At 44.9% G+C, this 26880-nt stretch carries 24 protein-coding genes; 3 read left to right on the forward strand and 21 right to left on the reverse strand.

Going from position 1 to position 26880, the window contains the following annotated elements:
* The first annotated feature begins 40 nt into the window (after positions 1 to 40).
* Together M2444_RS26850 and M2444_RS26855 are read left to right on the forward strand one after the other, a co-directional pair.
* On the forward strand, positions 41 to 1798 hold the full coding sequence (locus tag M2444_RS26850; protein WP_280788504.1) for an ABC transporter ATP-binding protein: 1758 nt from the start codon (positions 41 to 43) through the stop codon (positions 1796 to 1798).
* Positions 1798 to 3558 carry an ABC transporter ATP-binding protein gene (locus M2444_RS26855; protein WP_280788505.1) on the forward strand — a complete coding sequence of 587 codons (1761 nt, stop codon included), beginning with the start codon at positions 1798 to 1800 and terminating at the stop codon, positions 3556 to 3558. Before M2444_RS26850 ends, M2444_RS26855 begins: the two co-directional genes overlap by 1 nt.
* A 72-nt stretch (positions 3559 to 3630) precedes the next feature.
* Here M2444_RS26855 and M2444_RS26860 read toward each other — a convergent pair whose 3' ends face one another.
* Both M2444_RS26860 and M2444_RS26865 read right to left on the reverse strand, forming a co-directional pair.
* The gene (locus M2444_RS26860) at positions 3631 to 4419 is read right to left on the reverse strand and encodes a TrmH family RNA methyltransferase (RefSeq protein ID WP_094877121.1); all 789 of its coding nucleotides are present in this window, start codon (positions 4417 to 4419) and stop codon (positions 3631 to 3633) included.
* A 327-nt stretch (positions 4420 to 4746) separates the two neighbouring features.
* Positions 4747 to 5406, reverse strand: coding sequence for a potassium channel family protein (locus M2444_RS26865; protein WP_076285312.1), 660 nt, complete (start codon positions 5404 to 5406; stop codon positions 4747 to 4749).
* 232 nt (positions 5407 to 5638) lie between these two features.
* Between M2444_RS26865 and M2444_RS26870 the strand changes: the two genes are divergently transcribed.
* Positions 5639 to 5875 (forward strand): small acid-soluble spore protein SspI, encoded by a 237-nt coding sequence (locus tag M2444_RS26870; RefSeq protein WP_042130985.1) that lies wholly within the window; start codon positions 5639 to 5641, stop codon positions 5873 to 5875.
* A 98-nt stretch (positions 5876 to 5973) separates the two neighbouring features.
* Here M2444_RS26870 and M2444_RS26875 read toward each other — a convergent pair whose 3' ends face one another.
* The 19 genes from M2444_RS26875 to M2444_RS26965 all read right to left on the reverse strand — a co-directional run bounded on the left by M2444_RS26875 (position 5974) and on the right by M2444_RS26965 (position 26856).
* Positions 5974 to 7572: a peptide chain release factor 3 gene (locus M2444_RS26875; RefSeq protein ID WP_094877122.1), complete on the reverse strand. Its 1599-nt coding sequence runs from the start codon at positions 7570 to 7572 to the stop codon at positions 5974 to 5976.
* Positions 7573 to 9042: 1470 nt separating this feature from the next.
* Positions 9043 to 10593 carry a glucose-6-phosphate dehydrogenase gene (gene zwf, locus M2444_RS26880; protein WP_094874745.1) on the reverse strand — a complete coding sequence of 517 codons (1551 nt, stop codon included), beginning with the start codon at positions 10591 to 10593 and terminating at the stop codon, positions 9043 to 9045.
* 190 nt (positions 10594 to 10783) lie between these two features.
* Complete coding sequence (locus tag M2444_RS26885) at positions 10784 to 11599, reverse strand: YwmB family TATA-box binding protein (protein WP_280788506.1); 816 nt, start codon at positions 11597 to 11599, stop codon at positions 10784 to 10786.
* A 117-nt stretch (positions 11600 to 11716) separates the two neighbouring features.
* Positions 11717 to 12370, reverse strand: coding sequence for a response regulator (locus tag M2444_RS26890; RefSeq protein WP_179281788.1), 654 nt, complete (start codon positions 12368 to 12370; stop codon positions 11717 to 11719).
* A gap of 18 nt (positions 12371 to 12388) precedes the next feature.
* Entirely contained in the window at positions 12389 to 13423 is a 1035-nt protein-coding gene (locus M2444_RS26895) for a sensor histidine kinase (RefSeq protein WP_094874747.1), read from the reverse strand.
* 30 nt (positions 13424 to 13453) lie between these two features.
* The gene (liaF, locus tag M2444_RS26900) at positions 13454 to 14101 is read right to left on the reverse strand and encodes a cell wall-active antibiotics response protein LiaF (RefSeq protein ID WP_094874748.1); all 648 of its coding nucleotides are present in this window, start codon (positions 14099 to 14101) and stop codon (positions 13454 to 13456) included.
* A 124-nt stretch (positions 14102 to 14225) separates the two neighbouring features.
* Positions 14226 to 14930: a PspA/IM30 family protein gene (locus tag M2444_RS26905; protein WP_094874749.1), complete on the reverse strand. Its 705-nt coding sequence runs from the start codon at positions 14928 to 14930 to the stop codon at positions 14226 to 14228.
* A 3-nt stretch (positions 14931 to 14933) separates the two neighbouring features.
* Positions 14934 to 15401 carry a PspC domain-containing protein gene (locus tag M2444_RS26910; RefSeq protein WP_094874752.1) on the reverse strand — a complete coding sequence of 156 codons (468 nt, stop codon included), beginning with the start codon at positions 15399 to 15401 and terminating at the stop codon, positions 14934 to 14936.
* A 4-nt stretch (positions 15402 to 15405) separates the two neighbouring features.
* Positions 15406 to 16083, reverse strand: a complete 678-nt coding sequence (locus tag M2444_RS26915) for a PspA/IM30 family protein (RefSeq protein ID WP_094874750.1) — start codon at positions 16081 to 16083, stop codon at positions 15406 to 15408.
* 44 nt (positions 16084 to 16127) lie between these two features.
* On the reverse strand, positions 16128 to 16430 hold the full coding sequence (locus tag M2444_RS26920) for a LiaF transmembrane domain-containing protein (RefSeq protein WP_042191767.1): 303 nt from the start codon (positions 16428 to 16430) through the stop codon (positions 16128 to 16130).
* Positions 16431 to 16755: 325 nt separating this feature from the next.
* Positions 16756 to 17778 (reverse strand): sensor histidine kinase, encoded by a 1023-nt coding sequence (locus M2444_RS26925; RefSeq protein ID WP_280788507.1) that lies wholly within the window; start codon positions 17776 to 17778, stop codon positions 16756 to 16758.
* 2 nt (positions 17779 to 17780) lie between these two features.
* Positions 17781 to 18458, reverse strand: a complete 678-nt coding sequence (locus tag M2444_RS26930) for a response regulator transcription factor (RefSeq protein WP_094878670.1) — start codon at positions 18456 to 18458, stop codon at positions 17781 to 17783.
* Positions 18459 to 18524: 66 nt separating this feature from the next.
* A complete protein-coding gene (locus M2444_RS26935) occupies positions 18525 to 21023 on the reverse strand; it encodes an ABC transporter permease (RefSeq protein ID WP_280788508.1) in 2499 nt (832 codons plus the stop codon).
* The gene (locus M2444_RS26940) at positions 21023 to 21697 is read right to left on the reverse strand and encodes an ABC transporter ATP-binding protein (protein WP_280788509.1); all 675 of its coding nucleotides are present in this window, start codon (positions 21695 to 21697) and stop codon (positions 21023 to 21025) included. The genes M2444_RS26935 and M2444_RS26940 overlap by 1 nt, the downstream gene beginning before the upstream one ends.
* A 121-nt stretch (positions 21698 to 21818) precedes the next feature.
* Positions 21819 to 22646 (reverse strand): MetQ/NlpA family ABC transporter substrate-binding protein, encoded by an 828-nt coding sequence (locus M2444_RS26945; protein ID WP_280788510.1) that lies wholly within the window; start codon positions 22644 to 22646, stop codon positions 21819 to 21821.
* 65 nt (positions 22647 to 22711) lie between these two features.
* Complete coding sequence (locus M2444_RS26950; RefSeq protein WP_094878674.1) at positions 22712 to 23374, reverse strand: methionine ABC transporter permease; 663 nt, start codon at positions 23372 to 23374, stop codon at positions 22712 to 22714.
* The gene (locus tag M2444_RS26955; protein WP_094874523.1) at positions 23367 to 24128 is read right to left on the reverse strand and encodes a methionine ABC transporter ATP-binding protein; all 762 of its coding nucleotides are present in this window, start codon (positions 24126 to 24128) and stop codon (positions 23367 to 23369) included. Before M2444_RS26955 ends, M2444_RS26950 begins: the two co-directional genes overlap by 8 nt.
* Before the next feature lie 373 nt (positions 24129 to 24501).
* Entirely contained in the window at positions 24502 to 25899 is a 1398-nt protein-coding gene (locus tag M2444_RS26960; protein ID WP_280788511.1) for an ADP-ribosylglycohydrolase family protein, read from the reverse strand.
* Positions 25900 to 25902: 3 nt separating this feature from the next.
* A complete protein-coding gene (locus tag M2444_RS26965; RefSeq protein ID WP_280788512.1) occupies positions 25903 to 26856 on the reverse strand; it encodes a nucleoside hydrolase in 954 nt (317 codons plus the stop codon).
* Positions 26857 to 26880: the final 24 nt, after the last annotated feature.

Consider the following 26880-nt stretch of genomic DNA (forward strand, 5'->3'; position numbering starts at 1 on the left):
TTTACAATCAGAGCATCATTAATACAAAGGAGTCATTCTTATGTTGAAATTACTCAAGAATCTGGAACCCAAAGAATGGTTCTTATTCGGAATCAGCCTTATGTTCATCATCGCTCAAGTCTGGCTGGATTTAGAACTGCCTGACTACATGAGTGATATTACCCGGCTGATCCAGACACCAGGAAGCGAAATGAATGAAATTCTTGTCGCAGGAGGCTGGATGCTACTCTGTGCTCTTGGCAGTCTGGCGACCTCGGTTGTTGTAGCGGGCATTGCTGCGAGAATAGCGGCCGACTTGTCTGCAAGACTGCGTTCCAATTTGTTCGATAAGGTGCAGTCCTTCTCCATGGAGGAGATCAGCAACTTCTCAACAGCCAGTCTAATTACCCGATCCACGAATGACATCACGCAAGTACAAATGCTGATTGTGATCGGCTTACAGCTACTCGTGAAAGCACCAATCCTCGCAGTGTGGGCGATACTCAAGATTTCGGGTAAAAGCTGGGAGTGGACTCTTACGACAGGTGCTGCGGTCGCATTGCTAGTAGTTATTGTCGCAGTCTGTATCGTGCTCGTCCTGCCTAAATTTAAAAAGCTGCAGCTGCTTACAGATAATCTGAATCGTGTATCCAGAGAGAATCTTAACGGTCTTCGTGTCATCCGGGCGTATAATGCCGAGGAATATCAAGAACAGAAGTTCGCTGTAGCCAACAACGAGCTTACCAGCACCAACCTATTTGCCAACAATGTAATGACCCTATTGATGCCAAGTATTACTTTGATTATGAGTGGACTCAGTCTCTCCATCTATTGGGTGGGTGCAGTGCTCATTCAAGCAGCCGAGGGTACCGCCAAGATGGGCTTGTTCTCAGATATGATCGTATTCTCATCTTATGCCATGCAAGTGGTTATGGCCTTTATGATGCTGATTATGATCTTTATTCTACTGCCCCGTGCTCAAGTATCGGCTAAACGTATCAATGAAGTGCTAGAAACAGTACCTAGCTTGAAGAATGGATCAGTAACTCAATTCCCTGTGAAGCGAGAAGATGAAATTGAATTCAAGGGGGTTAGCTTCAAATATCCAGATGCAGAGGAATATGTGTTGGAGAACATCAGCTTCACGGCGAAGCAGGGGGAGACGGTTGCTTTTATCGGATCTACAGGCTGCGGGAAAAGTACACTTGTTAACCTCATTCCCCGTTTCTATGATGCTACAGAAGGCGAAGTGCTGGTAAATGGTATCAATGTCAGAGAATACGACCAGCAAGCGCTGCGGAATAAAATGGGCTATGTCTCTCAGAAGGCTGTTCTATTTGGCGGAACAGTGTCCTCCAATATTGCATTTGGTGAGAACGGATCCGGTCAGGTCCTCAGTTCAGATATTGTAGATGCAGTGTACACTTCCCAATCCTCTGAATTTGTAGAAAAGCTAGAGGGGAACTATGATGCCCATATCGCCCAAGGCGGAACGAATCTGTCTGGCGGGCAAAAACAGCGGCTGTCGATTGCCAGAGCGATTGCCCGGCGTCCAGAAATATTAATCTTTGACGATTCTTTCTCCGCGCTTGACTATAAGACTGACCGCAAACTGCGCAGTGAACTTAAGAAAGACGCGAATGATTCAACGATGCTGATCGTTGCACAGCGTATTGGTACAATTAAAGATGCCGACAAGATCATTGTGCTGGAAGCCGGACGAATCGTAGGTATGGGAACCCATGACGAACTAATGCAGTCCTGCGACATCTATCAGGAAATTGCTTATTCTCAGCTTACGAAGGAGGAGCTTGCATAATGAAAACCAAAAATAAAGGCCAGAATACATGGATCAAGCTGCTCCGCTACTGCCGTAAATATGTCCCGGTTATTGTGATTGCGCTAATCTGCGCGGCAGTTGGAACGGTGCTCACGTTATTCGGTCCGGACAAACTCTCCGAGATCACCGACAAAATTACAGCGGGTCTTGCCGGCAGCATCGATATGGACGGCATTACTACCATTGGCATTACCCTCGTCGTAATTTACGGCGTCGGTGCGTTGTTGTCACTCTCGCAAGGCTTGATCATGTCGATTATTACCCAGAAGGTCTCGAAGAAATTAAGAACTGATCTGGCTCATAAAATGAACAAACTTCCAATCTCCTACTATAATAAATCGGCCACAGGTGATATTTTATCCCGGGTAACGAATGATGTAGATACCATCGGGCAATCGATGAATCAGAGTATTGGTAATGTCGTGACCGCCATAGCCATGTTCGTCGGCTCGATCGTCATGATGCTGAAGACCAATGTAATTATGACCCTTACCGCTATCGTGGCAACGATCATCGGCTTTGGCCTTATGGTGGTCATTATGAAGAAATCACAGAAATATTTTGCTAGCCAGCAGGAGTATTTAGGTAAAATCAACGGTCATGTCGAAGAAGTGTACACAGGACATAATGTAGTTAAAGCGTATAATGGCGAAGCGCAGATGCGCACTACCTTCCAGGAATTAAATCAGGGACTGAAGAACAGCGCCTTCAAAGCGCAATTCCTCTCTGGGCTGATGCCACCCCTGATGGGCTTTATTGGTAATCTAGGATTCGTTGCCGTCTGTATCGTTGGTGGTGTACTCGCCATGAACGGCACGATTTCTTTTGGGGTTATCGTCGCCTTCATTATGTATGTACGTTACTTTACCCAGCCGTTGTCCCAGATTGCCCAGGCCGCGCAAAGTCTGCAAGCTGCATCTGCAGCTGGCGGACGCGTGTTCGAATTTCTGGAGGCTGAGGAAATGGAAGACGAGAGCCACAAAGAGAACACAATGCCAACTGCTAAAGGTAAAGTAAAATTTGATCAAGTACAATTTGCGTATGAGACTTCAGAAAAACTGATTATCAATAACTTCTCGACAGATGTAAAACCTGGGCAGAAAGTGGCTATCGTTGGTCCTACCGGCGCAGGCAAAACTACGCTGGTCAATCTGCTCATCCGGTTCAACGAATTGACGGGCGGAGAAATCTACATCGATGATACGCCGATCAGCAGCGTGACGAGAGAAAATATTCATGATCTGTTCTGTATGGTCCTGCAGGATACTTGGCTGTTTGAAGGTACCATCAAAGAGAACCTGATTTACAATCAGCAGAACATAACGGACGAGAAGCTTATAGAGGCTTGCAAGTCCGTTGGCCTGCACCGCTTCATTAAATCCTTAAGTGACGGATACAACACCGTGCTGAACGATAAGGTTAATCTATCCGCCGGACAAAAGCAGCAGCTGACTATCGCTCGCGCGATGCTGAAAGATGCTCCCATGCTCATTCTTGATGAAGCTACAAGCTCAGTGGATACCCGTACAGAGTTGCTGATTCAACAGGCGATGGATAAGCTTATGGAAGGCAGAACCTCTTTCGTTATCGCACACCGGCTCTCAACGATCAAGAACGCTGATGTGATTCTGGTCCTGAAGGACGGCGATATCCTGGAAAGCGGCAGCCACGCGGAATTGCTGGCTCGAAACGGATTCTATGCAGAGCTTTACAATAGCCAATTTGAGCAGGCTTCTTAAAACGACAAAAAAACTGCAACTCAATCATGAGCTTGCAGTTTTTTTATCGTCCGTTCCTGTATTAGAAACAGCTTAAACCTCTCGCTGTCTCATTCCCTCAAACAGCAAAATCGTCGCCGCCATCGCCGCATTCAGCGATTCCGCCCGCCCCGCCATCGGAATGATGATACTCTTGTCCACGAGACGCGCCGTTTCCGGCGAAATCCCCTTACCCTCGCTGCCAATCAGCAGCCACTGGCTGCCGTGAAAATCGTGCTCATAGCATGATTCTTCACCCTGCAGCGAAGTGCTCACCAGCAGTGTCCCATTTTCCCGGGCCTGTGGCAAAATCTCACTTAAATCTCCCTCCACCACCGGGAGATGGAACATTGAGCCCATCGTTGAACGGATGGTCTTCGGATTATAAAGGTCGGCACAGCCTTGGCCGAGGATCACTCCGTCTGCTCCCGCAGCATCCGCGCTGCGGATGATGGTGCCGACATTACCGGGGTCCTGGACGCCGTCCAGGACAACCACCAGACTATCCTTCTTCGCTAGGATAGCCTCTACCGCCTGCTGTTCCTTCCGCACAATGGCGAACACCGGCTGCGGTGTATTAGTGCTGCTGCATTTCGAGATGATCGCCGCTGATACGCCAATCACATCCATGCCCTGAACGGACTGAAGAAGCCCTTTGAGTTCAGCGGGCATCCCCTTGTCTAAGTCATAAGCAAGGCATTCCACATCTGCTTCAGCCAGCAGCGCTTCCTGTACAAGATGAACGCCTTCTACGATATATTTACGAGCTTTGTCCCGGTGCTTTTTCTCTTGCAGCCCGGCCCACTCTTTAACCCGCGTATTTTGCGGAGACATGATTTCCATAAAGTCTTCCTTTCTTATGCCTTGCCATTTATTCTTGCTCTTATATCTTTGTTCTTTATCTTTATCTTTATCTTTATCTTTGTCTTTGTTCTTCTTCTCTTTTACTCCCCTATAAGCCTGATGAATACGTTATGGAGAGGAAATTTGGAACTGTAGGAGCGTAAGCGCTCGCCCGAAAGCTTTACGTAGTAAAGCTCACTTCGAAAGCATAAGCAGTCTCCGGATTTTATCCGCAGCAGGTGGTTCAAATCAAAAAAATCTGGAGACAACAGCGTCCGGAAGTCCAAACTTTCCTCGCAATAACGCTTATCATCAGAATCGCCTCACCTACTGATACGCGATCTCCAGCTTCGTCAGGTTATCTTTATGCCCAACGATTACAAGGATATCCCCATCGATCAATCGATCCTCTGCGCGAGGGGAGATGTTCATCTCTTCACCTTGGCGAATAGCCATTACGTTACAGCCATATTTTGCACGGATATCGAGCTCTTGTAGATTTTTCCCGAGCATCGATCCGGATACCTTCATGTCCAAAATACTATAATCAGGCGACAGCTCGATATAATCTAATATATTAGGCGAAGCCAAATGATGCGCAACCCGCATTCCCATATCCCGTTCAGGATAAATCACCTTGTCTGCACCAATTTTGCCTAATACTTTGCCGTGCAGCTCACTTTTTGCTTTTGCGATAATTGCTGGTACACCAAGGTCCTTCAGGATTAAAGTGGTAAGAATGCTTGCTTGGATGTCCTCTCCAATAGCCACAACCACCACATCAAAATTGCGAATACCAAGTGCGCGTAGCGCTTCTTCATCCGTTGAATCTGCAGATACAGCGTGTGTAACTATATTTGAAATCTCCTGTGTCCGCTGCTCGTCCGCATCAATCGCAAGTACGTCAAACCCCATACCGCTGAGTGCTCTCGCAACACTGGATCCGAAACGCCCCATGCCAATGATGGCATATTGTTTTTTGGCCATGTCTTATGTACCTCCTGTAGCATTTCTATATCTCAAACAGTATATCATAAGCCAAGAAGAAACGTCATGGTCGTGCTTTATGGATGACAATCGTTTATCGCAAAAATATAAGAATGATGTATAGTGTCCACTTATACTACTTATATTTGAACAAAAACTTGAATTTCCAGCAGCTATACAGGGTACATTAAAACGACGTGAATATCACTATATTTCAAAAAGGAGGTACGTTATGCCGGTTACTATTGACTTACGCCAGGCGATTATTCATAAAGTGCATGGTCAATCTGAAGAAGATTTGCGGCATATGATTGAAGGCTCGGTAGACGGACCGGAAGCAGCACTCCCGGGACTTGGCGCCGTGTTTGAAATGATATGGAAGGACTTAGACACCGCTAAGCAAGATAATTTGGTGTCTATGCTGCATGATCACCTGGAGACGATTACTCCCGGGAATATCACGTCATAACTAGCCGCAACTAGTCAAAAACCTCCGCTTTCACATTGTGCAATGGCACGCTGAAGGCGGAGGTTTTTATTAACAATCAGGAAGTTGTAGCTTCCTTACTATAGCAATGCTTTTGGAGCCATCTCTAGGAACTTAGCTGTCGGGTTCTTATCCATCGCTGTCCGCATAGCATATTCGTTCTCGAATAAGACAACAAAATTCCCCTTCTTATCTGTAACGAGCGTAGAGTTAATACGGAATTTACTCGCATCCGGTTTAGCATCATCTACGATCCAACGTGCAAACTGGTATGGCATACGCTGCAACAGAACATCGACACCATATTCACCCTTCATGCGGTACTCGAACACCTCAAACTGCAGCTGTCCCACTACGCCGAGCAGAATATCATCGAAGTTAACCGTGCGGAATACTTGAATCATACCCTCTTCAGTCAGCTGATCGACACCCTTTTGGAACTGCTTCGATTTCAAAGCATTTTTAATACTCACTTTAGCAAAAATCTCTGGTGAGAATGTTGGCAGCTCATCGAATTCCAATTCTCCTGCCTGGCTCAGTGTATCTCCAATTCTAAAAATACCTGGGTCAAACAACCCGATAATATCTCCCGGATAAGCTTCCTCTACGATATCACGGTCTTGGGCCAAAAATTGTTGCGGCTGGGCGAGCTTAATGTCCTTACCCGCACGTACATGCTTCACGCTCATCCCCCGTTCGAACTTACCGGATACAATACGCAGGAAGGCAATCCGGTCACGGTGAGCCGGGTTCATATTGGCTTGGATTTTGAACACATAACCTGTGAATTTCTCATTCATAGGTTCTATTAAACCTGTAGTACTTCGGCGTGGTTCAGGCTTCGGTGCCAGATCCAAGAAATTATCGAGGAAAGTCTGTACGCCGAAATTGTTAATCGCACTACCGAAGAACACAGGTGTAAGTTCACCACTTAGTACTTTTTCATAGTCAAAAGCATCGCCTGCTACATCCAGCAGCTCCAGATCCTGACACAATTGATCATGCAGATATTCTCCCGCCATTTCACGAATGATTGGATCACGATATCCGTCAACTTTTTGCACCTTGATTACGGAGTGATCGTCACCTTGGAACAGCTCCACCTGATTCTTCATCCGGTCATATACGCCGCACAATTCACGTCCACTGCCGATCGGCCAGTTCATAGGCACAGAGCGAATGCCCAGTACCTGCTCCAGCTCTTCCATTAGATCAAACGGACTGCGTCCTTCACGGTCCAGCTTATTGATAAAAGTAAAGATTGGAATCCCACGTTTAGCACATACCTGAAACAGCTTGGTCGTTTGGGTTTCCACCCCTTTTGCCACGTCGATAAGCATGACCGCACTATCCGCTGCTGTTAGTGTACGGTAGGTGTCCTCACTAAAGTCTTGGTGACCCGGTGTATCCAAAATATTCACGCGGTGATTCAAATAATCAAACTGCATCACAGAGGAAGTAACAGAAATCCCCCGTTGCTTTTCAATTTCCATCCAGTCACTCGTTGCATGCTTGTTCGCCTTACGGGCCTTAACCGTTCCCGCCAGACGGATAGCGCCACCGAATAACAGTAGTTTTTCCGTTAAAGTTGTTTTACCCGCATCCGGGTGGGAAATGATCGCAAAGGTTCTGCGTCTGTCCACTTCCTTTTGCAGCTTCTGATCTATTGCTTTGTTCATTACACATATCCCTTCATATATAAAATTCCTGCTTCTGCTTCAATTACACTGGGGTTATCTTCAAATCGGTGCTCTGCTCATTGTTCATACCCCTTCATTTCTGAATGAATAGCTATCTTAGGTCTAGCTCCAGTCCGCTTCAAGTGAAAGCATCCCCTAAAGTATATCAAAATCCGGCAGATATTATCTACTAAAAAGCTTTTGCAGCAAAATATCTCCCAAATCAAGTCTATATCCTGTTCACCAGTTCCCATAGCTCAACAAGAAAAACGCCTGACGGCGTCCTTGGAGGTAGAGTTACAAGCTGAGTACATCCGTTCCATACTCGTATCCATATGCATCTTCGTAGTGAGGTTCCGCTTACGGACCGTACGGATCTTTATTTCGATGAAATGAGCACATATATTAGGGACGAATCGTATTGCACTTATTCCCTAATAACAAGCCTTTCCTGGGTGATTCAGGGCGGATAACAGCGCTAGTTCGATTACGTTACCGGAGGTACATTGTATTCGGTTTTTCGCATACATTTGGCTCGTTTACGTTACCGGAGGCACATTGTATTTGGTTTTTCGCATACATTGGCTCGGTTACGTTACCGTAGGCACAATGTATTCGGTTTTTCGCATACAATCGGCTCGGTTACGTTACCGTAGGTACATTGTATTTGGTTTTTCGCATACATTGGCTCGGTTACGTTACCGGCGGCACATTGTATTCGGTTTTTCGCATACATTTGGCTCGGTTACGTTACCTGAGGCACATTGTATTCGGTTTTTCGCATACATTTGGCTCGGTTACGTTACCGTAGGCACATTGTATTTGGTTTTTCGCATACAATCGGCTCGTTTACGTTACTGGCGGCACATTGTATTCGGTTTTTCGCATACAATCGGCTCGTTACGTTACTGGCGGCACATTGTATTCGGTTTTTCGCATACAATCGGCTCGTTACGTTACCTGAGGCACATTGTATTCGGTTTTTCGCATACATTTGTCCGTAAGCTCGACTAAAACATGCATTTCGGAGGTTAAGGTCCGCTCGGTCCGTCCCAAAGAGGTGTGTGTTAATTGGAAACAGGGCTCCCCATGCCTACCTGTTGAATACAGGCCCCTCCCTTGAATTCGTTTCACATTTCTCCGCAGTAGTAAAATAGTTGTATTTCCTACACTTATAAGAAGTATTAGCATTTCCAATCGCCTTTAGTTGTATTTGATGCAATTAAAAATTCAATGTGCTAGCTTTTAGGCCTTATGCGGAGAAAATAGTTGCAGAGAATACACTTAAAAGACTAATTTCCACCCAATATGTGATTTTAATTGTACAAAGTGCAGTTATTTGAAAAATGCTCCTGTCACCCGAGCGGCATTTGGAGCCAGTGTGGCCTTGGGAGACTGAGTGTTTTCTAATCTCAGCATTACAAAAAATCTCCCTGCATCCTCTGCAGGGAGATAGCATTAACGCAAAGTTTAGTTATTCTTCAGCCATACTACATTATCTTCTTCTTGACCGTTTACCGGCCACCAATGGAAGCCATCCTGAGCAAGCAATTGATCCGCTTCAACCGGACCCCAAGTGCCAGCAGGATAAGAAGATAAATCACGCGACTCTTCCTTCCAAGCCTTCGCAATACGATCCACGAACGACCATGCCGACGATACCTCATCCCAACGAGTGAAATAAGTGGAATCTCCACGTGCCGCGTCATGAAGCAAGCGCTCGTAAGCTTCCGGGGAATTAATTCCAACCAAGCAGCTCTGACAGAAGTCCATAGCTAGTGGTTGAATTTCAGACTCGGAACCCGGCTTCTTGGCATTAATCTTTACATAAATGCCTTCCATTGGGTTCACACGGATAACAAGCAGGTTAGGCTCCAGCGTATGCTTTTGTCCCAAATAAACATTGGTTGGCATTCCCTTGAACTCAACTACCACTTCCGTTGTCTTCACCGGTAGACGTTTACCTGTACGAATATAGAAAGGAACTCCAGCCCAGCGGAAGTTATCTACAAACACACGGGCAGCAAAATACGTCTCAGTACTCGATTCAGGATCAACCTTATCTTCCTGACGATAAGCAGGAAGGGGCTTTCCACCATGCAAGCCTTGAATATACTGTGCTCTCACGACGTTCTCACGAACCTCGTCAGATGTACCATAAGGACGAAGGGAACGAAGTACCTTCACCTTCTCGTCACGAATATCTTCTGCAAGCAGACGGCTTGGTGGTTCCATTGCGATCATAGTCAGCAGTTGCAATATATGATTCTGGCCCATATCCCGTAACGCTCCAGCATGGTCATAATAACCACCACGCTCTTCAACACCTACGGTTTCGCCAAGTGTAATTTGAATATTGGCAATATGCTTATTATTCCAAAGCGGTTCGAAAAAAGCGTTGGCAAAACGAATGACTTCGATATTCTGAACCATTTCTTTACCAAGATAATGATCGATCCGGTAGATCTCCTCTTCCTTGAATACCTCACGGATCTGCTCGTTCAGCTGCTCAGCTGACTCCAGATTATATCCAAAAGGCTTCTCGATGACGAGGCGATTCCAACCTGTGCTATCCAGCATGCCGCCAGCCTTAAGGTTGAACGAGACACTGCCGAACAATTCAGGTGCCAACGCAAGATAGAACATCCGATTGCCCGGAATTCTGAACTTCTCTTCAAGAGCTTCTGTTTGAGCTCTTAATTCACGGAAGCCATCAATATCGTTGATGTCCAGAGATTTGTATTCAAAATGCTGTACAAACTCATTCCATTCGTTCTCTTCTCCCGCTTTATAACGGCAGAATTCAAGGATGGATTCCTTCACATCACTTCTAAATTCTTCCTGAGTACGCGGGCGCCGCGCCACGCCAATTACCGCAAAATCATGTGCCAGCTTACCTTCACGGTACAAGCTGTAAATCGCCGGGAAAAGCTTACGCCGGGCTAAATCTCCGGTTGCCCCAAAGATAAAAAAGACAGCACCGGGTGTGTGCAGTGCATCAAGGGTTTGATTTTCAGCCATGGCTCCTCATCTTTCTGTATGTAATATAGTTTATTGACATTCTCAGCGTCGAGTAAACGACGTTATGTCATTTTAGCATATTCCTAAAAAGGATGCTATCAGATTCCTGACAAATACTCTCGGGATTTCGCGAATTTCAATTAAAATTTCTTATTACTAATTATATCTTTGCTTATAAAAAAGGAATTTGTCAGTATTCGATGGTGATTAATGGTAAGCCAATGGTTAGGCGATTCGTCCCATTTTGATCTTCCTGATGCACTGCGATTTGCGCTGAAACCGAATGGTTCCCGCTGACTACCGAGCGTTTCAAATCAGGAATCGAATACGTACGGCTGACTGTTGCTACATCCTTATAGCTCTCTTTCTCACTCACAGTTTTAAATTGCTCTTTAAGTAACCCTTCGGTTTGCGACAATACACCTTCAGGTCCCCCCTGTTTTTCAGCTATTCCTTGAAGGGATACATTCCATTCTGCCTTGATGTTACTCTGTTCTAGGATTGTACTAACTTCATCGGCAGCCCCCTGAAAGCTAACCTTATCCTTTAAATCAGCAGTATCTAACGTCACAATAACATAACTATTTCCTTTTCCAAGCTCGCTCCAAAATAAGGAGAGACGTGATCCATATGGTTTTACCGCTGCTGAACGATAGGTCATATGCCCATCTTCATCATTTCCTGGCGGTACTGTCAATCCAAGTCGGGCGCTAAGCTTAGCCACTTCAACAGAAGGATCATTGTAACCGCTGATTGCCCCTTGCCATTTTAAGACGATACGCAGTGGCGAACCAGATACCGTTGTTTTCGTCCCGAGATCTATTAAACTCATCAGTGAAGCATTCAGTTCCGATGTTACTGATGTATGTGAAACAGCTTCGTCTTGATCGATTGATTTTGCTTTAGCGCTTTGAAGGTTTACCAGTAAAGCTACAGTGCAGCACAGGAATAATAATATAAAAAGAGTCCCTTTTTTTGTTCCGTTGTTCAACATAGCCTTCAGCATAATTTATTCTCCCTTTCGAACCTCTCTAGCAATCTACTAGACAGTATGTACGAATTAGGAGATTCTAAACTTATGCATTAAAAAAAGACTGAAGCAAGAGGCTTCAGCCTTTGGTTTCTATTCAGCTAGTCCATTTTTATATGCATAAATAGCTGCTTGGGTTCGGTCTTCCACACCCAGCTTCGCGAGAATATTCGTTACATGAAATTTCACAGTCTTGATCCCAATAATTAGTTGGTCCGCGATATCCTGATTCGATTTACCTTGCGCCAGCAGACGTAATACTTCCATCTCGCGCTCTGTAAGCTCTTTATAAGCAGGAGATTCACCCTTTGCATTGTTTCGAAAACGATTCATCATTTTAGAGGCGACCTGTGACTCCAGTACAGACTGGCCTCTTGCCGCGGCACGGATGGCATCTGCCACTTCAGTAGCTCGTGAGGTCTTTAGTAAATAACTGAATGCACCTGCTTCAATCACCGGATACATTTTTTCATCATCCAGATAGCTTGTCAACACAATAACTTTGATTTCGGGATACTGCTTCATTAGCTGTTTGGTCGTTTCAATTCCATCCATACCATCCATTACGAGATCCATCAGGACTACATCCGGATTGTACTCTTGTGCCAGGCGGATACCTTCTTCCCCACTTCCAGCTTCCCCTACGACTTCTATTCCGTCTTCAGTACCTAGAACAGCAGCTAGTCCAATCCGTACCATTTCATGATCATCTACAAGCAATACCTTAATGGCTTCCTCCATCTCCATGGTCACTCTTTCCTCCTATTATTCATTGACTAACGGAACGGTAATTTCAATCCGCATTCCTTTACCCGGAGCGGTAATAAACTGAATGGAACCTCCGATTTCATTCATCCGCTCCTGCATATTCGACAAACCGTAGGAAGTTTGTTTACTATCATCCATTTCAAAACCAATCCCATCATCACGGAGCGTCAACCGAACCGTATCTCCTCGACGATGCAGCCTAATTTCCATCTTTTCTGCTTTCGCATGACGAAGCGTATTAGAGATTGCCTCCTGCACAATACGGAATAAGTGATTCTCTACCCCTTTTAGCAATTGTACATCAGGGTCCATCTCGAACACGATTTCTATCGGTACTTTAACCTTAAGCTCCTTGATCAGCTCCTGTAGCCCCTGCTCTAATCCCTTACCTTCCAAATAAACAGGTCTTAAGTGCAGCAATAATGCTCTCATCTCTGATTGTGCTACAGCAGACATTTCCTCAATCAGTGCAATTTGCCGTTGCGCCTTATCAAAATCCTTCTCCAGGGTCCGGCCTACAGCCGTGGCGGTCATAGAGATCGCGAACAGCTGCTGAGAGACAGCATCATGCAATTCACGCGCAAGCCGTTGCCGCTCTTCCATAATAGCAGATACTCGTGCTTGCTCCGCGAGCTTCGCGTTATTTGTAGACAATCGCTGCAGTGTTGTCACTTGGTTTTCCCATTTTCCGCTGATTCGGCCCAATTGTTCTCCGAGCCTTCCCAGCTCATCATCGCCCAAGTCTGGCATAGATAGCGTTAAGTTTCCCTTCTCCCACAATACGAGCGTTTCTCTCAGGCGTTCCAACTTTCGCTTTACCCGAAAGCTCTGATAGAAGCCAAAGCCAACCCCGAACCCCATGGGCAGCAGAATTAAAGTGAAGGCCGTACGTAATCCAATCGTCCAGCTTTCAAAAGGTTTCAAATAGCCATATGTATACATGGTGTACAATATCACTAGCAGCATGACAAAAGAGAACAGAGCCCCCTCACCCATACTGCGTGACATCATATTTTTATTCTTTCTTTCCATACGGGGACCCTCCCTTCAGTATCAAACTAATCAGGATAATCGCACATCCAAATCTCCCATCAAATAAGACACACTAAACTTTACCTTATACTCACTGCTCTCATAGTTAGGGGATTTCCAGTTCAGACGGTTTAGCATACCTGTGTCCCGCTGGTTACCAAATTCAATCGATCCAAAAAGCACAAAGGCTTCGATTTCTATCCCGTAATCATCTGACAATTGAATGTCCATATCCCCAAAGATACCTTGAAACAGCATCACCGTTTCTTTTTGCTCCGCCATAGCCAGTGAAAGATCAAGATCGGCCTCTCCAAGGATATGCCATGAGCTGAGGCTATGCATCACCCAGGGTGAGCGATCCCAGTCAAATCTAGACGAAAAGTTCTGCTTCTGCATGAACCCTTCCTTACGCTGAACTCTTTTGGATTTAGTAAAAAACATCCCTAAAGAAATCAAGCAAATCCCCAGTACCAGCACCAAATGATCCAGCAAAAGCAATATAGCGCCAATCCCGAGCAGCTTATAACCCTGCTTCACTTTGCCTGACGTCGTGCGGTAGACTCCTAGGAACAGGAATAGAAGCGCGACAATGGAGAAAAAGCCGAGCCATCTACCAAAAATCATCATGCAGCCAACACCGATCAGTCCGATGGCAATCAAACGGTTTCGTTTATCCATTTCGCACCTCCTACAAGATATATTATAGCCAGCCGCTACAAAAGCCATATCGGTATGGAGATCCATACCGTATGGCTTCTTCTTGTCCAGCATATCATATCTGCTTAAGTTTTAGGAACAGGATTTAATCTTCTTTTTTGTTTAAAGAAGGAGCAGCCGGTGTATCATTCAGCTTGCTTCTTAATGCAGCCAGTTGCTCATCCACTTTCAGTTGCTTCTCAACATCGACTGGTTTAGTGTAGGCAGCGGATGGGCTGTAAGGTGCACGCATTACATCTGCTTCTGCTTCAAGCTGCATAATCTTCTCTTCCATCCGGTGGAAGCCGAGTGACGCACTGCCACTTTCGATGGAATGCACGCTACTGATTTGTGTCATTTGTTTCTTCGCCTTAGCCATTTGAGCGCGGGATACGAGCTCGTTACGCTTGTTGCGCAGCTTGTAGAATTCATCCTTCATATCATGCAGCTGTCCAACTAATTCCTTCGCTTGCACTTCAGCCTGAGCATGAAGATCGCTGTATTCCGCTTGTTTTTGATCGAAGTAGATTTTTTCTTCCAACAGCTTGCGAGTCACTTCTTCTTGGCCGTTTTTCAATGCCAATTCAGCTTGTGCTCCACGTTGTGCGGACATTTTTGCTGCTTCTTCCACGCGTTGCTTCATGCGACGTTCGTTCGCCATTTGCTTGGCAACTGTAACTTCCGCTTCGTGAATTTCAGCCTCCATATCGCGCAGATATTGGTTAAGCATTACGATTGGGTCCTCTACCTTATCCAACAAGTCATTTACCGACGCCTTAGTCATATCTTTAATTCTTTGAAATACTCCCATGATTTACAATTCCCCTTTCTCATATTTAGACAGTTTTTGTTTGAGTTCTTCTACTTCTTTTTGCAGAGCCTTCTTCTCGATATCCTTCATCATCGCATCCAAACCGGAATCCGGAGCTGAATAAGCGTTGTTCTTTTCAAAATTAGGATTGTAGTTAGGTTGGCGTCCGTAAGGTCCATGTCCGCCATTAGCCTGCGGTCCGTGTCCATGTTCTGGTCTACCTGAGTAAGGACCATCGAATGGGCCACCCGGTGCACCAGGGCCTGGTCCGAAAGGATTATAATGCGTAGGCTCCTTCGGAATGACCAGCGCAGCGATGAAGTACACTGGAATCACGGCACCTCCTGTAAACGGAATGCTGACCAGTAACAGAATCCGGAATAGCGTGGAATCAATACCGAGTGTCTCAGATAATCCACCTGCAAGACCCGTCATCACTTTATCTCTTGTTGAACGATATAATCGACTCATAGCGCTACTCCTTTCCACCATTGTTCAGTTTCTCCTTTAAGCGTGCCATTTCTCTTTCGAGTACGGTAGCTACAGTCTCACCTGCTTGCACCGCATATTCCTGTCCCATGCGACGTACATCGCGCAGGCTTTTCGCTTCTAATTCCCAATCTGACATCCGATCTTCCAGACGTCCGAACATTTTGGGAACATCACCACCGTTACCATAAGCACTTGCTCTTTGATTCATCCGTTGCTGCAGTCTCAGCGACTCCATCCGGGCTGCGTAATACTGACGTTTGCTATAAACTGTCTGATACTCTATTTTCAGCTCATTCAGCTGTCCTTCAAGTTCAAACAAGGATTGCTTACTTTGTTCAAATAGCCCGCTGTACTGCTCCAACTTTTCCTCGTGAATGATCTTTTCTTGCAAAGCCAGCTTTGCAAGATGATCTTCTCCTGCTTTTAATGCGAGTAACGCCTGTTCCTCACGTTTGTTTCTCATGGCAGTCGCTTGGTTCACTTGCTGTTGCAATTGCTTCGTATGGGAAGCGTATTGCTGATACAATCTTTCAGCTTCACTGATTTCCTCGCGAGTTGAATGTAGAAATTGATCAATTAGCTTCACAGGATCTTGACTTTGCTCTAGACGTTCATTTAGATTAGCTACTGTAATATCCCTCATGCGACGAAAAACACTCATAATCTCCTGCTCCCTCCCTGCTTCTTGTTTAAGTACAATTCTTCTTAATAAGTACCATTTCTTCTACCCTTTAAAGCTGACACTCCCCATACGATCAACGCCACACCTAGAAGTGGTCCAATGATCCAGGAAAGCTTCGCGATCAAGGTCATGACACCAATGAACATTAGTACCCAACCGATAACCTTGCGTCCACTCTTAATCCCATAGTACCCGAGAACAACCAGCAATACTGGGAACAGTAGTCTGAAAATACCGTGAATCAGAGGAAGCGCTAAACCGAGCAGCATTACCGCACCAATCACAATCAGTACAACCGCTAATCCGTTTCCTTGTCTTCTTTGCATTATTTTCTCACCGCCTTTCGTTGTCCTTAACCTTATAGCCTTATTCTAGAGCAAATCGCAGACTTTCAAAACAGACCAACGACGGTTTTTGGTACTGGACCTTAGTCGAGGTAGCTGTGCGACTGCAGACCACTATAGGGCTAGCAAAGGACTTTTCATCAATGAAATAGCGACTTTAACAAGCATAAACGCCTTTGGCGTCCTTATAAGGACGGTAAGCGTTTATGCGAGAAATTTAAGGATAATGTAAAACGTGAAACATATACTTTCTTATATTTTGAGAAAAACCCCCAATTTAGGGGCTAAGCTTCGAGTACATTCAGAATCAGCGTAACGGCAAAAATATAGAAAAAACACTTCCTCTACTTAACTCGGATCTCACTTTTATATATCCACCCTGCTCGGTCACAATTTTACGGGCTAAATAAAGGCCTATGCCAACACCTTCAGTTCCATTGGAACCCGCACCTCGGTAAAATCGTTTAAAAATGTCATTCATCTCAGCGGCAGGAATTCCTATTCCACCATCGGCAACATCAATCCTTGCAAAAAGATCATACCTGCGAATCGTAATTCTAACACTGCAGGACCCGAGCGTATATTTCAGAGCATTATCGATGATGTTATAGATAGCTTCTCCCGTCCACTTGGGATCATGTTGCAGCGTAATTCCCTGATCGGATTCCAGTAAGATCACTATATTCTTTTGCTCGGCTGCTGGAAACGCCTGTTTGATCGCTGACAACACAGTATTCTCAAGACCATACTTCTCCGTATGAAGCTCTATAATACCGGATTCGAGACGCGATAACTTGATCAGATTCTCCATGAGCCAAGACAGCTTCTCAATCTGGCTACCCATATGGCGAGTAAATTCACTACGTGTTTCAGCGGGCAGTCCTTCATCCATAAGAAGGCTGTTATACATCCCTAAATTGGCTAAAGGAGTCTTAAGTTGATGAGAGATATCAGAGATCAATGTTTTGACTTCTTGACTCTCTTCACGGTAGCGCTGCTTCTGCGAAGACAACAGCTCAGATAATTGAATAACCTGATGCTGTAATTTAGAGAGAAGTGTATCCTCCTGCACCGGGAACATCTGAGTCATTTGTCCATTAATAAGATCTTGAATCAAGCCCGACAATGAAGATAGCGTGTTTAGCATTTCTTTACGAAGCGCGAGCACAAAACTTATAAACAGCAAAACCATCAAGCTAATAAACACCACGGATACAATAACTACATGCCTCTCAGGCTTATAATAGATAAGCATAGATACAAACAACACAACGGCTACAGCAAAAAAGGTGAACGAGCTCCAAATAATTTTTGTAAAGGGATTCTTCATCCTTACTCTCCCCATGTGTAGCCGATACCGAATACAGTTTTAATATATTGACAATCTTTCGGATCATCCTCAATTTTAGACCGCAGCCTACGAATATTTACGCTTAGTGTATTCTCATCCACGAAATTACCATCTATATCCCATAGCTTCTCCAGCATTAACCTCCTAGTAAGAACTTGACCGCTATTTTCGGTTAAGATGGCAAGGAGACGATACTCATTAGTGGTTAGTTTTATTTCTTGTCCATATTTGTAAATCTTCATTTTGGCTGAGTTAATTGTAATATCCTTGTAATGAAACAGCTCTGAGCCCCCATCAGTGCCTGTTCGTCGGAGAACAGCCTTAACACGTTGCAAAAGTACGGCCATGCTAAATGGCTTCGCAATATAATCATCAGCTCCTAGCCCAAATCCAGCTACCATATCCTGCTCCGTATCGTTGGCAGTTAGAAATATAACCGGAATGGAACTCGTTCGCCGAATTTCCCGACACAGTATAAGGCCACTCTCATCGGGGAGATTAATGTCCAAAAGGACCAGACCGATGGTCTGATCCTGATTCGCAGAGATGCCCTCTTGATAAGAATAGGCCTGAATAATCTTATGGTTTTCTTTTTCAAGCATGAACTTTAATCCCTCATTTAAGAGACGGTCATCCTCTACTATTAGAATGGTTGTCATTGAAACTCACCTCAATACCTATCATTGTAACAAGCAGAGGAAGGCTACGCTGTAAATTAATTAGCTCTATTCCATTTGCCGCAGACGTTCCAAAATGCTGTCCTTTTTAATTTGCTTATAAGCAATAAGCGGAACACTCAGGCAAACCACAAAAACGAGTACAATTGCAATTGAAAGCGGAAGGGTTGGGAAGCTAAACACAGCATAAGTAGCTTCTTGGCTGAACAGGCTATAAGCACCGTAACTGATTAATGTGCCTATTGTTGAGATTAGCAATGTAGATATGATCGCATAACCTGCTCCTTCAAACAGCAACAGCTTTCTCATCTGCTTAGAGGTCATCCCGATGCTCTCCATCACTGCGAACTCCAGCTTCCGAGCTACAACTCCTGTATACATAATATTAACGTAATTCAAAATTCCAATCAGCGCTAGAATGAGCGCAATTCCGCCACCCATAATGTAAAAGGTTAACTTTGCCGATTCCATGAATTTTTCCATATACAGCTTCGACTCCAGCTTCAGCTCACTATCTCCGCCGATGAGTCCTTCCAATTGATCGGTAATCTGCTTCCAGTCTTCTGAGTCAGCATTAATATACACTTTACTTATAAGTGGGTTTTTCATAAATTTCTCCATTGCAGTGTGACTGATGTATACATTCGGAGCTACAAAATGTGCCGACCCTAGAGAGCTGAAGTCACCTAGCCCGCCAATATCGAAAGATTGTGTCGCTTCGCTGTTTATAGGACCTATTTGAAATAGATCTCCTATCTCAAGACCACTGAGACTAAAATTGTCCAGCAAGGCGATCTCACCTTTTTCAAAGCGTTCCATATCTACAGTGATTTCTAATTTCTCTTCCATCTTCTTAACCTGAGCTGAGTCTAACCCAATAACATGGGTCATTGAGAACAAGCTTTGAGGCACAGCTAATTGTTCATCGGTAGGGCGATCTGTGTGATATGATTTTGCGAATTCATCCATATACTTACTGAACACCTTAGGATCATACTTGATCTGACCTATCCCGGTATAAGCTTTGAAGACCTCTTTTAATCCCTTTATATCCTGAATTTCCTTGATCATATCCTCTGTAATCTTGGCTTTCATTTCCCCCTCAAACCCAAAGGACATCGTCTGATTGGACAGCGTGAAATCGTTATCCATGTATTCAGCAATAAAATGATCTGTACTCATACTAAGCACAAGCGTATTGATCACCAGAAAAGTTGTCAGCCCGAGAAATAAAGAGAGAAATACAACCATCGCTCTTTTTTTCACTCTAAAAATATTACGCCAAGCCAGTCGATGCAGCTTAGATCCGCCAGTTCCCCGCTTCGTCTTAGCTTTAACCATCGTACCTGTATATCTCACCGCTTCTATTGGAGAGACTTTGCCAGCGATAGAGGCAGGTTTGATAGCGCTAAACATGGTGGTCAACCAAGCAAACAACGCAGCTCCAATAAAGATTAACGGGTGAAAAGAAATCACCACGCCCGTATCCAAATCCATTGTACTCATAGCCAGCGGCACCATTACGAAGGAAGTCACAGCTCCTGCGGCAAGTCCCAGTGGGATAGCGATAAGTGCTAACCGTGAAGCCTGTGCCCTAACTATTTTTTTAATCTGCAGTTGTGTAGTTCCTAGCGTTCTAAGTAGACCGTAGAACCTTGTATCCCTTGAGACAGAAATATAAAGCACATTATAAATTAATAAATATCCGCTCAACATAACAAATAATATAATTCCAGCATAACCGATCAAAGTCGCTGTTCTATCTGAAGAGGTAGACGATTGGTTAGAGACAGGTTCGAGCTTTTGATTTTTTTCTAAAGTAATATCCTGTTGCAAACGCGAGATAAGTTCATCCGTGTTTTTCTCATTAAATAGAATAGTGGCATTTTTGGGATTCTTAAGATCTACGCCATGAGCTGTAGCAAAAGCCCCCGATACCAGCATAGCTCCAGAATTCCCGGTACGGACATGACTGTAATCGGTAAACCATCCACTTAGTACGAAGTTGTTATTCTCTTGAGATTTCACCCCATCTCGGGAAACAGAGTAAGTAAATGGCAAGCTCATGCCTAACTGCGGATCATTAATCCCCAACGACTGTAATATCCATAATGGAACGGCGATTTCATTGTCCTTCTCTGGGTACTTGCCCTTTAATCCGTCGATCACAGGCACACGCATTTCAGTCCATTCCGTAGAGTCATACCAGAGCAAAGCTAAATTAAGGTCTCCCCATTCAGGAGTATTGACAACATCCCCCACTTTGGACTGAAGTCCGATGGTCTTAATACAGGAATGTTCCTTTAACTTGTTTAATTGCTGTTCTGACGGTGAGGTCAAGTAGGCATCAGCCATGGTCCCGTTTATTTTCAATTGCTGCATTTCGAAGGTTTTATAGTTGCTAAGTCCAATACTAAAAAAAGAAGTAATAAGCCAGGTAGTAAGCACGATGGCTATAATTACGAACCGATTTCGGGTCCGGTTGGCTTTCAGGCTCCTGCTTGTCAGCTTTTTAACAATTGGTTTATTGCTGTTTGGAAACATCATCACAATGCCCCTCCAGTAATTTTACCGTCCTCTATCCGGATGGTCCGGTCTGCAAGCTGAGCAATCTCTTCATTATGAGTAATCATTAGAATCGTCTGATTAAACTGTCTGCTTGTTACTTTGAGTAATCCAATGACCTCCTGGCTAGTGATGCTGTCCAAGTTCCCTGTAGGTTCATCTGCTAGAATAATGGAAGGTTTAGCTGCCAAGGCCCGTGCGATGGCTACCCTTTGCTGCTGACCGCCTGATAGGTGACCGGGGAGGTTGTCCAATTTTTGCGAAAGACCTAACGTATTCACAATATGATCCACGAAATCCTTGTCTATTTTGTTTCCATCCAGCTCTATGGGCAACACAATATTTTCGTATACATTAAGAATCGGCACTAGATTATAGTTCTGAAACACAAATCCGATCTTTCTTCTTCTAAATACCGTCAACTCATCATCCTTCATCCCAAAAATATTTTTACCATCTATGATCACCTGACCCTCTGTCGCCCGATCAAGCCCGCCTAGCATATGTAAGAGCGTTGATTTGCCACTTCCTGAAGTCCCGACAATCGCTATAAATTCACCGTTGTGAATCTCTACGTTAATACCATCTAGTGCCTTGACCAGGTTAGTACCCTTACCGTAATGTTTTGTGAGATTAATTGCGCTAAGTACAGACATATCCCCATCTCCATTCCGCTTTGTTATTCTACAACCCATTATATAGAGCAGTTCTTACATTCTAGTGACACAAAAAAAGACTTGCCCATAATGGACAAGTCTCGTTGAATTACTAATCTAACTATTTAAAAGCAGGCAACGCAATATCCGCGTAATTATCCTCAAGGAATTTCTTCACTTCAGGGCCGCTAATGCGTTTAGCCAACTTCTGAATCGCATCAGAGTCCTTGTTGTCTTCACGTGCAACCAAGGTGATGGTGAATTCAGAATCTTCGCCTTCAGTAATCAGCGCATCTTTCTTCGGTGTCAATCCAAGCGGGCTAGCATAAGCCGGAGTCATTGCTACTAGATCTCCATCATCCAGCATACGGGCCAACATCAACAAATCTACTTCCTCAAACTTAAAGTTTTTTGGATTTTCAGTAATGTCTGCTTGTGTAGCCTGGATGCCTACGCCTTCTTTTAGCTTAATCAAATCGGCTGCAGCAAACATCTGTAAGGAACGACCGATATTTGAAGGATCATTAGCCATTACTAGTGTTGCACCTTCCGGCAGATCCGCAACATTCTTGTAGCGCTTGGAGTATCCACCATAAATAGCGTCATAGACAGGCTGTACCTCTACTAGATTGGAGCCTTTACTTTCATTAAACTGCTTCATATAAGGAACGTGTTGGAAAAAGTTAGCATCTACCTCTTTATTCGCCAAAGCTTCATTAGGCTGCACATTGTCAGACAGCACAACAATTTCAAGATCAATACCATCTTCCTTCAGAAGTGGCTTTACAATGTCCAGAATTTCCGTCATTGGTGGAATCAAAGTAGCAATCTTTAATTTGGTTAGATCATCGCTACCTTTGGCAGAATTGTTCTCGGCTGCATTATTAGAACCACAACCCGCTACTACCAATACCATTAACATTAGCACAATTATCATTGATTTTTTCATTACTACAACTAACCCCCAGTTTATATATTCAATCATTTTGTATTACATATATTTGAAGTACAGGATCAACGCTTATCTAACAGCCGCGAAATCGTTCCTCCTGTGAATTGAACCATCTGAACTAATACAATCATCACAACAATCGCATAGATCATCACTTCAGTCTCAAAACGCTGATAGCCATAACGGATCGCAAAATCGCCAACCCCGCCCCCTCCAACAACCCCCATTACGGTCGAATAAGAGATAAAACTAATGGTAGAGGTAGTAAGTCCGAGCACCAGACCCGAACGGGCCTCTACATACAGGAATTTAAAGATCAACCCCAGCTTCGAGGCTCCCATAGACAACGCCGCTTCTATGACTCCTTTAGGAACCTCCAGCAAAGACTGCTCCACCAGACGAGAGTAATAAGCAATAGCAACTATGGATAATGGAACCGTGGCTGCCATTGTTCCAATCGCAGTTCCGACAAGGAAACGAGTGACGGGAATAAGTGCAACGACAAGCAGCAGGAATGGAAATGAACGGATAATATTTACGATGCTGTTAAGCACCAGTGACAATGTTTTATTCTCATAGAGCTGCCCTTTTCGGCAAAAGAACAACAACGTCCCGAGCGGAAGCCCCAGCAGCAGTGCGGCACCAACAGAAATGCCGACCATTATAAAAGTTTCTCCAATCGACTCCCACATCTGTGCCTGATATTGAAGTACACTATCAAACATGAGTTTCCCCCGCTTTACCCAGAATTTGATCCCGGTAGGAGCCAGTACGAACTGCAGCAGGCCGGAAATCACCGTCATCGCGAGAGAACGAATCTACGATTCGACCTTTTTCCATTACGGATACGTGCGTGCAAATGCTTTTGACAACATCCATCTCATGCGTAACAATCACTACAGTAACCCCAAGGCCCCCATTAATATGCTTCAGGACATTCAGAATATCCGCAGTTGTTCCTGGATCTAGTGAGGATGTTGGTTCGTCACATAGCAATAGTCCTGGACTGTTAGAAAGCGCCCGGGCGATCGCCACACGTTGTCGTTGTCCTCCACTTAGCTGTGCGGGATATTGCTCTGCCTTATCAGCCAATCCGACAAAATCGAGACATTCCTTCACCCGCTTCATCCGTTCACGCTTCGGCACCCCTGCCAGTTCCAGAGGGATCGAAATGTTGCGGCTTACCGTGACGTTATTGACCAGATTAAATTGCTGAAAAATCATCCCAATCTTTTCCCTAGCTTTCCGTAGCTGTTTACTCGGCATTCCGGTTAAATGTTGCCCTTCTACGGTTACTGTCCCTTGGTCCGGCTTTTCCAGCAGATTAATTAGTCGCAGCAGTGTGGATTTCCCTGCACCGCTTTCACCAATAATCCCGTGAATCGATCCTTTCTTCACATCCAGCGATACATCATCCACCGCCTGATACATGCCGTCCTTCAGCTTGAAGGCTTTACTCACCCCACTCAGCGATAGGATTGCAAACTCCCCCTTCCTTTCCATTTATACTGGAACCTTCTAAGCCAAGGTTTGTACTATAATTATTTAAAAACTGTTTTACTAAAAATCTCTTTAAATAATAAGGCATTTTATGTTCTGTGTCATCATTTTTCTTCAAATGATATATCAGGAAAAAATAGTGATAACATAAAAACCCTTTATACCGGGCTATTTTTAAGTGTTTATCTCCCTAATAAATTACTGTACAACACCCTCTTCAAATCAGGATTCTCCTGTTACCTAACTCCTAAACCCCTGTTACATCTATTTCAAGAACTAGATAGCTACGAAAAAAAGGATGTCTAAGCTCGATAGCTTAAGACATCCTTTTTTTCTATTCGCATTCCCTGATCTAAGACTTTCCGTCAAGCTCCTTGCGAATCTTCAAGAACACCTGATAGCTGCGCTCCGCGCATTCCGAAATCGCTATCGGATGGAACCCAGGCAGATCCGCATATAGCGTATCATGGAGCGGTTCAACCCACGAAGCCGGCAGCACACTTGCTCCAAGCTTCGCTCCCATAATAGAACCAACTGTAGCACCATTACAGTCTGTATCCATTCCGCCGTAAACGGATGTAACGACCGCTTTTTCAAAATCATTCCCGCCATAGACTAGCGAAGCAGCCACAAGAGCTGCATTATTATTGGTATGCACCGCATCATAATGACTGAATGTATCCCAAATTTTACTCACTAATTCACGCTCACTCTTGGCCTTCTGTGCAATATCTATACCCCGTAGAACGTCACTTGTCAGACGGCTAGTACTAGGGATCTCACTAAGAGCAATCTCAAGAATACGCTCGTTATCTTTTTCAGCAAAAGCTGCCGAAATCATCGCCGCATTAAACATTTCGCCATAGATCCCGTTCTTCACATGTGAAAAAGAAGCATCGCGCCAGCCTAACTCCGCCGCAAGCTCAGGATGACCCGCCGCACCATAAGCCAGCCCGTCTGCGCGTATTGCCGCACCAATCCATTCCCGGTAAGGATTTAAGTGCATCCGCACTCTTTCCTGCCGCGCCAACCAATCCGCAGGCTTCTCACCATGCAGATGAGACGTCTCCTGTGCAAAATTCATATACGACTGTGTCTCCGCCGTACATACCTGAGCATATGTCAGATATTTATGCCAGAGCTTCCCGATATCCCAAGAATCCCAGTCCAGCCCCTTCTGCTCCAGCAACATAAGGCCTAGAACCGTGTAACGAATATCATCATCGCTCTCCATAAACTTAATAGTCTCGCTGGTACTCGCATACGTCCAATTACTTAAACCAAGACCATATTCTGCCTCTGCCCGTGAATGCCCAGGCGTATAGCCAGTAATAGGCCATGCGTCCGCACCCCGGAACCACAGCTCAATATTCTCCCAGCCCGGGCGTCCATCTTTACCGTAGAGGTAGTCCCAATACTCCAATGGTTTGCCAAGTGCGCAACCGACGCTTCTACCTAGCCAAGCTCCGTAGAACTTATCTCTCCATTCTGCTTCGCTCCAGTCAGCCTCAAGCTTACGTGGACCTTCTGGACGAAGACGACGAATCTCCTCCAGTGAAGACGGCTCTACATAAGGAAAGTCCTCAGCAACCGTGAGCTCCATCAACTCGTTGTATACTTGCATCAGCTTAATCTCATCGGCACCTGCAGCAGCTAGTTTATCCGCGAAGCCGTCAATCCTGCAGCCTTCTTCTCCACGCTGAACCAATTCAAACTGAACCGTCTCCTGAAGTCTCTCCCATCCTGCCATAGGTTAGTTCCCTTCAGCCGCAAGCAGTTCTTGATCTAGCTTTTCCAGTGAATCAAAGATCAGTTTCATAAATGCTTCCCGGTCTACTCCCACCAGGACTTCTACATTCGCTGGGCGATCCGTCTTCTTTCGTTTGTCTGCAACCGTCATTCCCCGCGTCATCTTGCCTTCTGTCTCTACCGTTACATATAGATGCTCGGATTCAAACAGTTCTGGATGCAAGAGCCAAGCTACGGCGCATGGATCATGCAGTGCACTACCGACATAGCCCATTTTCTTTCCGAAGATCGAATAGAAATCTAACAGCTCTCCGACCATAGTGGACACTGGCCCACGCTCTTTCAATGCTGCGATCTCATCTTCGAAAATGGCTGCCTTATCAGTCACATCCAGACCACTCATCGTAATCGGAATACCCGACTCAAACACGATACGAGCAGCTTCAGGATCTACATAGATGTTAAACTCCGCAGTAGAGGTTACATTTCCATAAGAAATTCCTCCGCCCATCAGTGAAATCTTTTCAATTCTTTCCTTAATCTCTGGATAAGCAGTGATTAGCAGGGCGATATTTGTTAAAGGAGCCATCGGTACGAGCGTAATCTTCTCCTCCGAAGAACGGATAATATTCAGCATAAATTCCACAGCGCCTTCTTCTACAGGCCGGAATTTACTTGGTGGCAATAGTGGGCCGTCCATGCCTGATTCACCATGCGCTTCCTCACCAGTAACAAGCTTCCCGAACAACGGACCCGCAGCCCCTTTGGCTACAGGAATATCAGCATTCACGAAACTGATCACTTTAAGTGCGTTTTCTGTAATTTTATCGAGGATCTGGTTTCCACCAACCGTTGTAATCCCGCGCAGATCCAGCTTCTCCGAATTTGCTATTGCAAGCAGGATAGCGATTGCGTCATCATGCCCTGGATCGCAGTCAATAATAATAGGTGTTCGCATAGTCATTCACTCCTTAGTTGTATA

This window comes from Paenibacillus sp. PastF-3, assembly GCF_029893135.1.
Taxonomy (GTDB): Bacteria; Bacillota; Bacilli; order Paenibacillales; family Paenibacillaceae; genus Paenibacillus_AQ; species Paenibacillus_AQ nitricinens.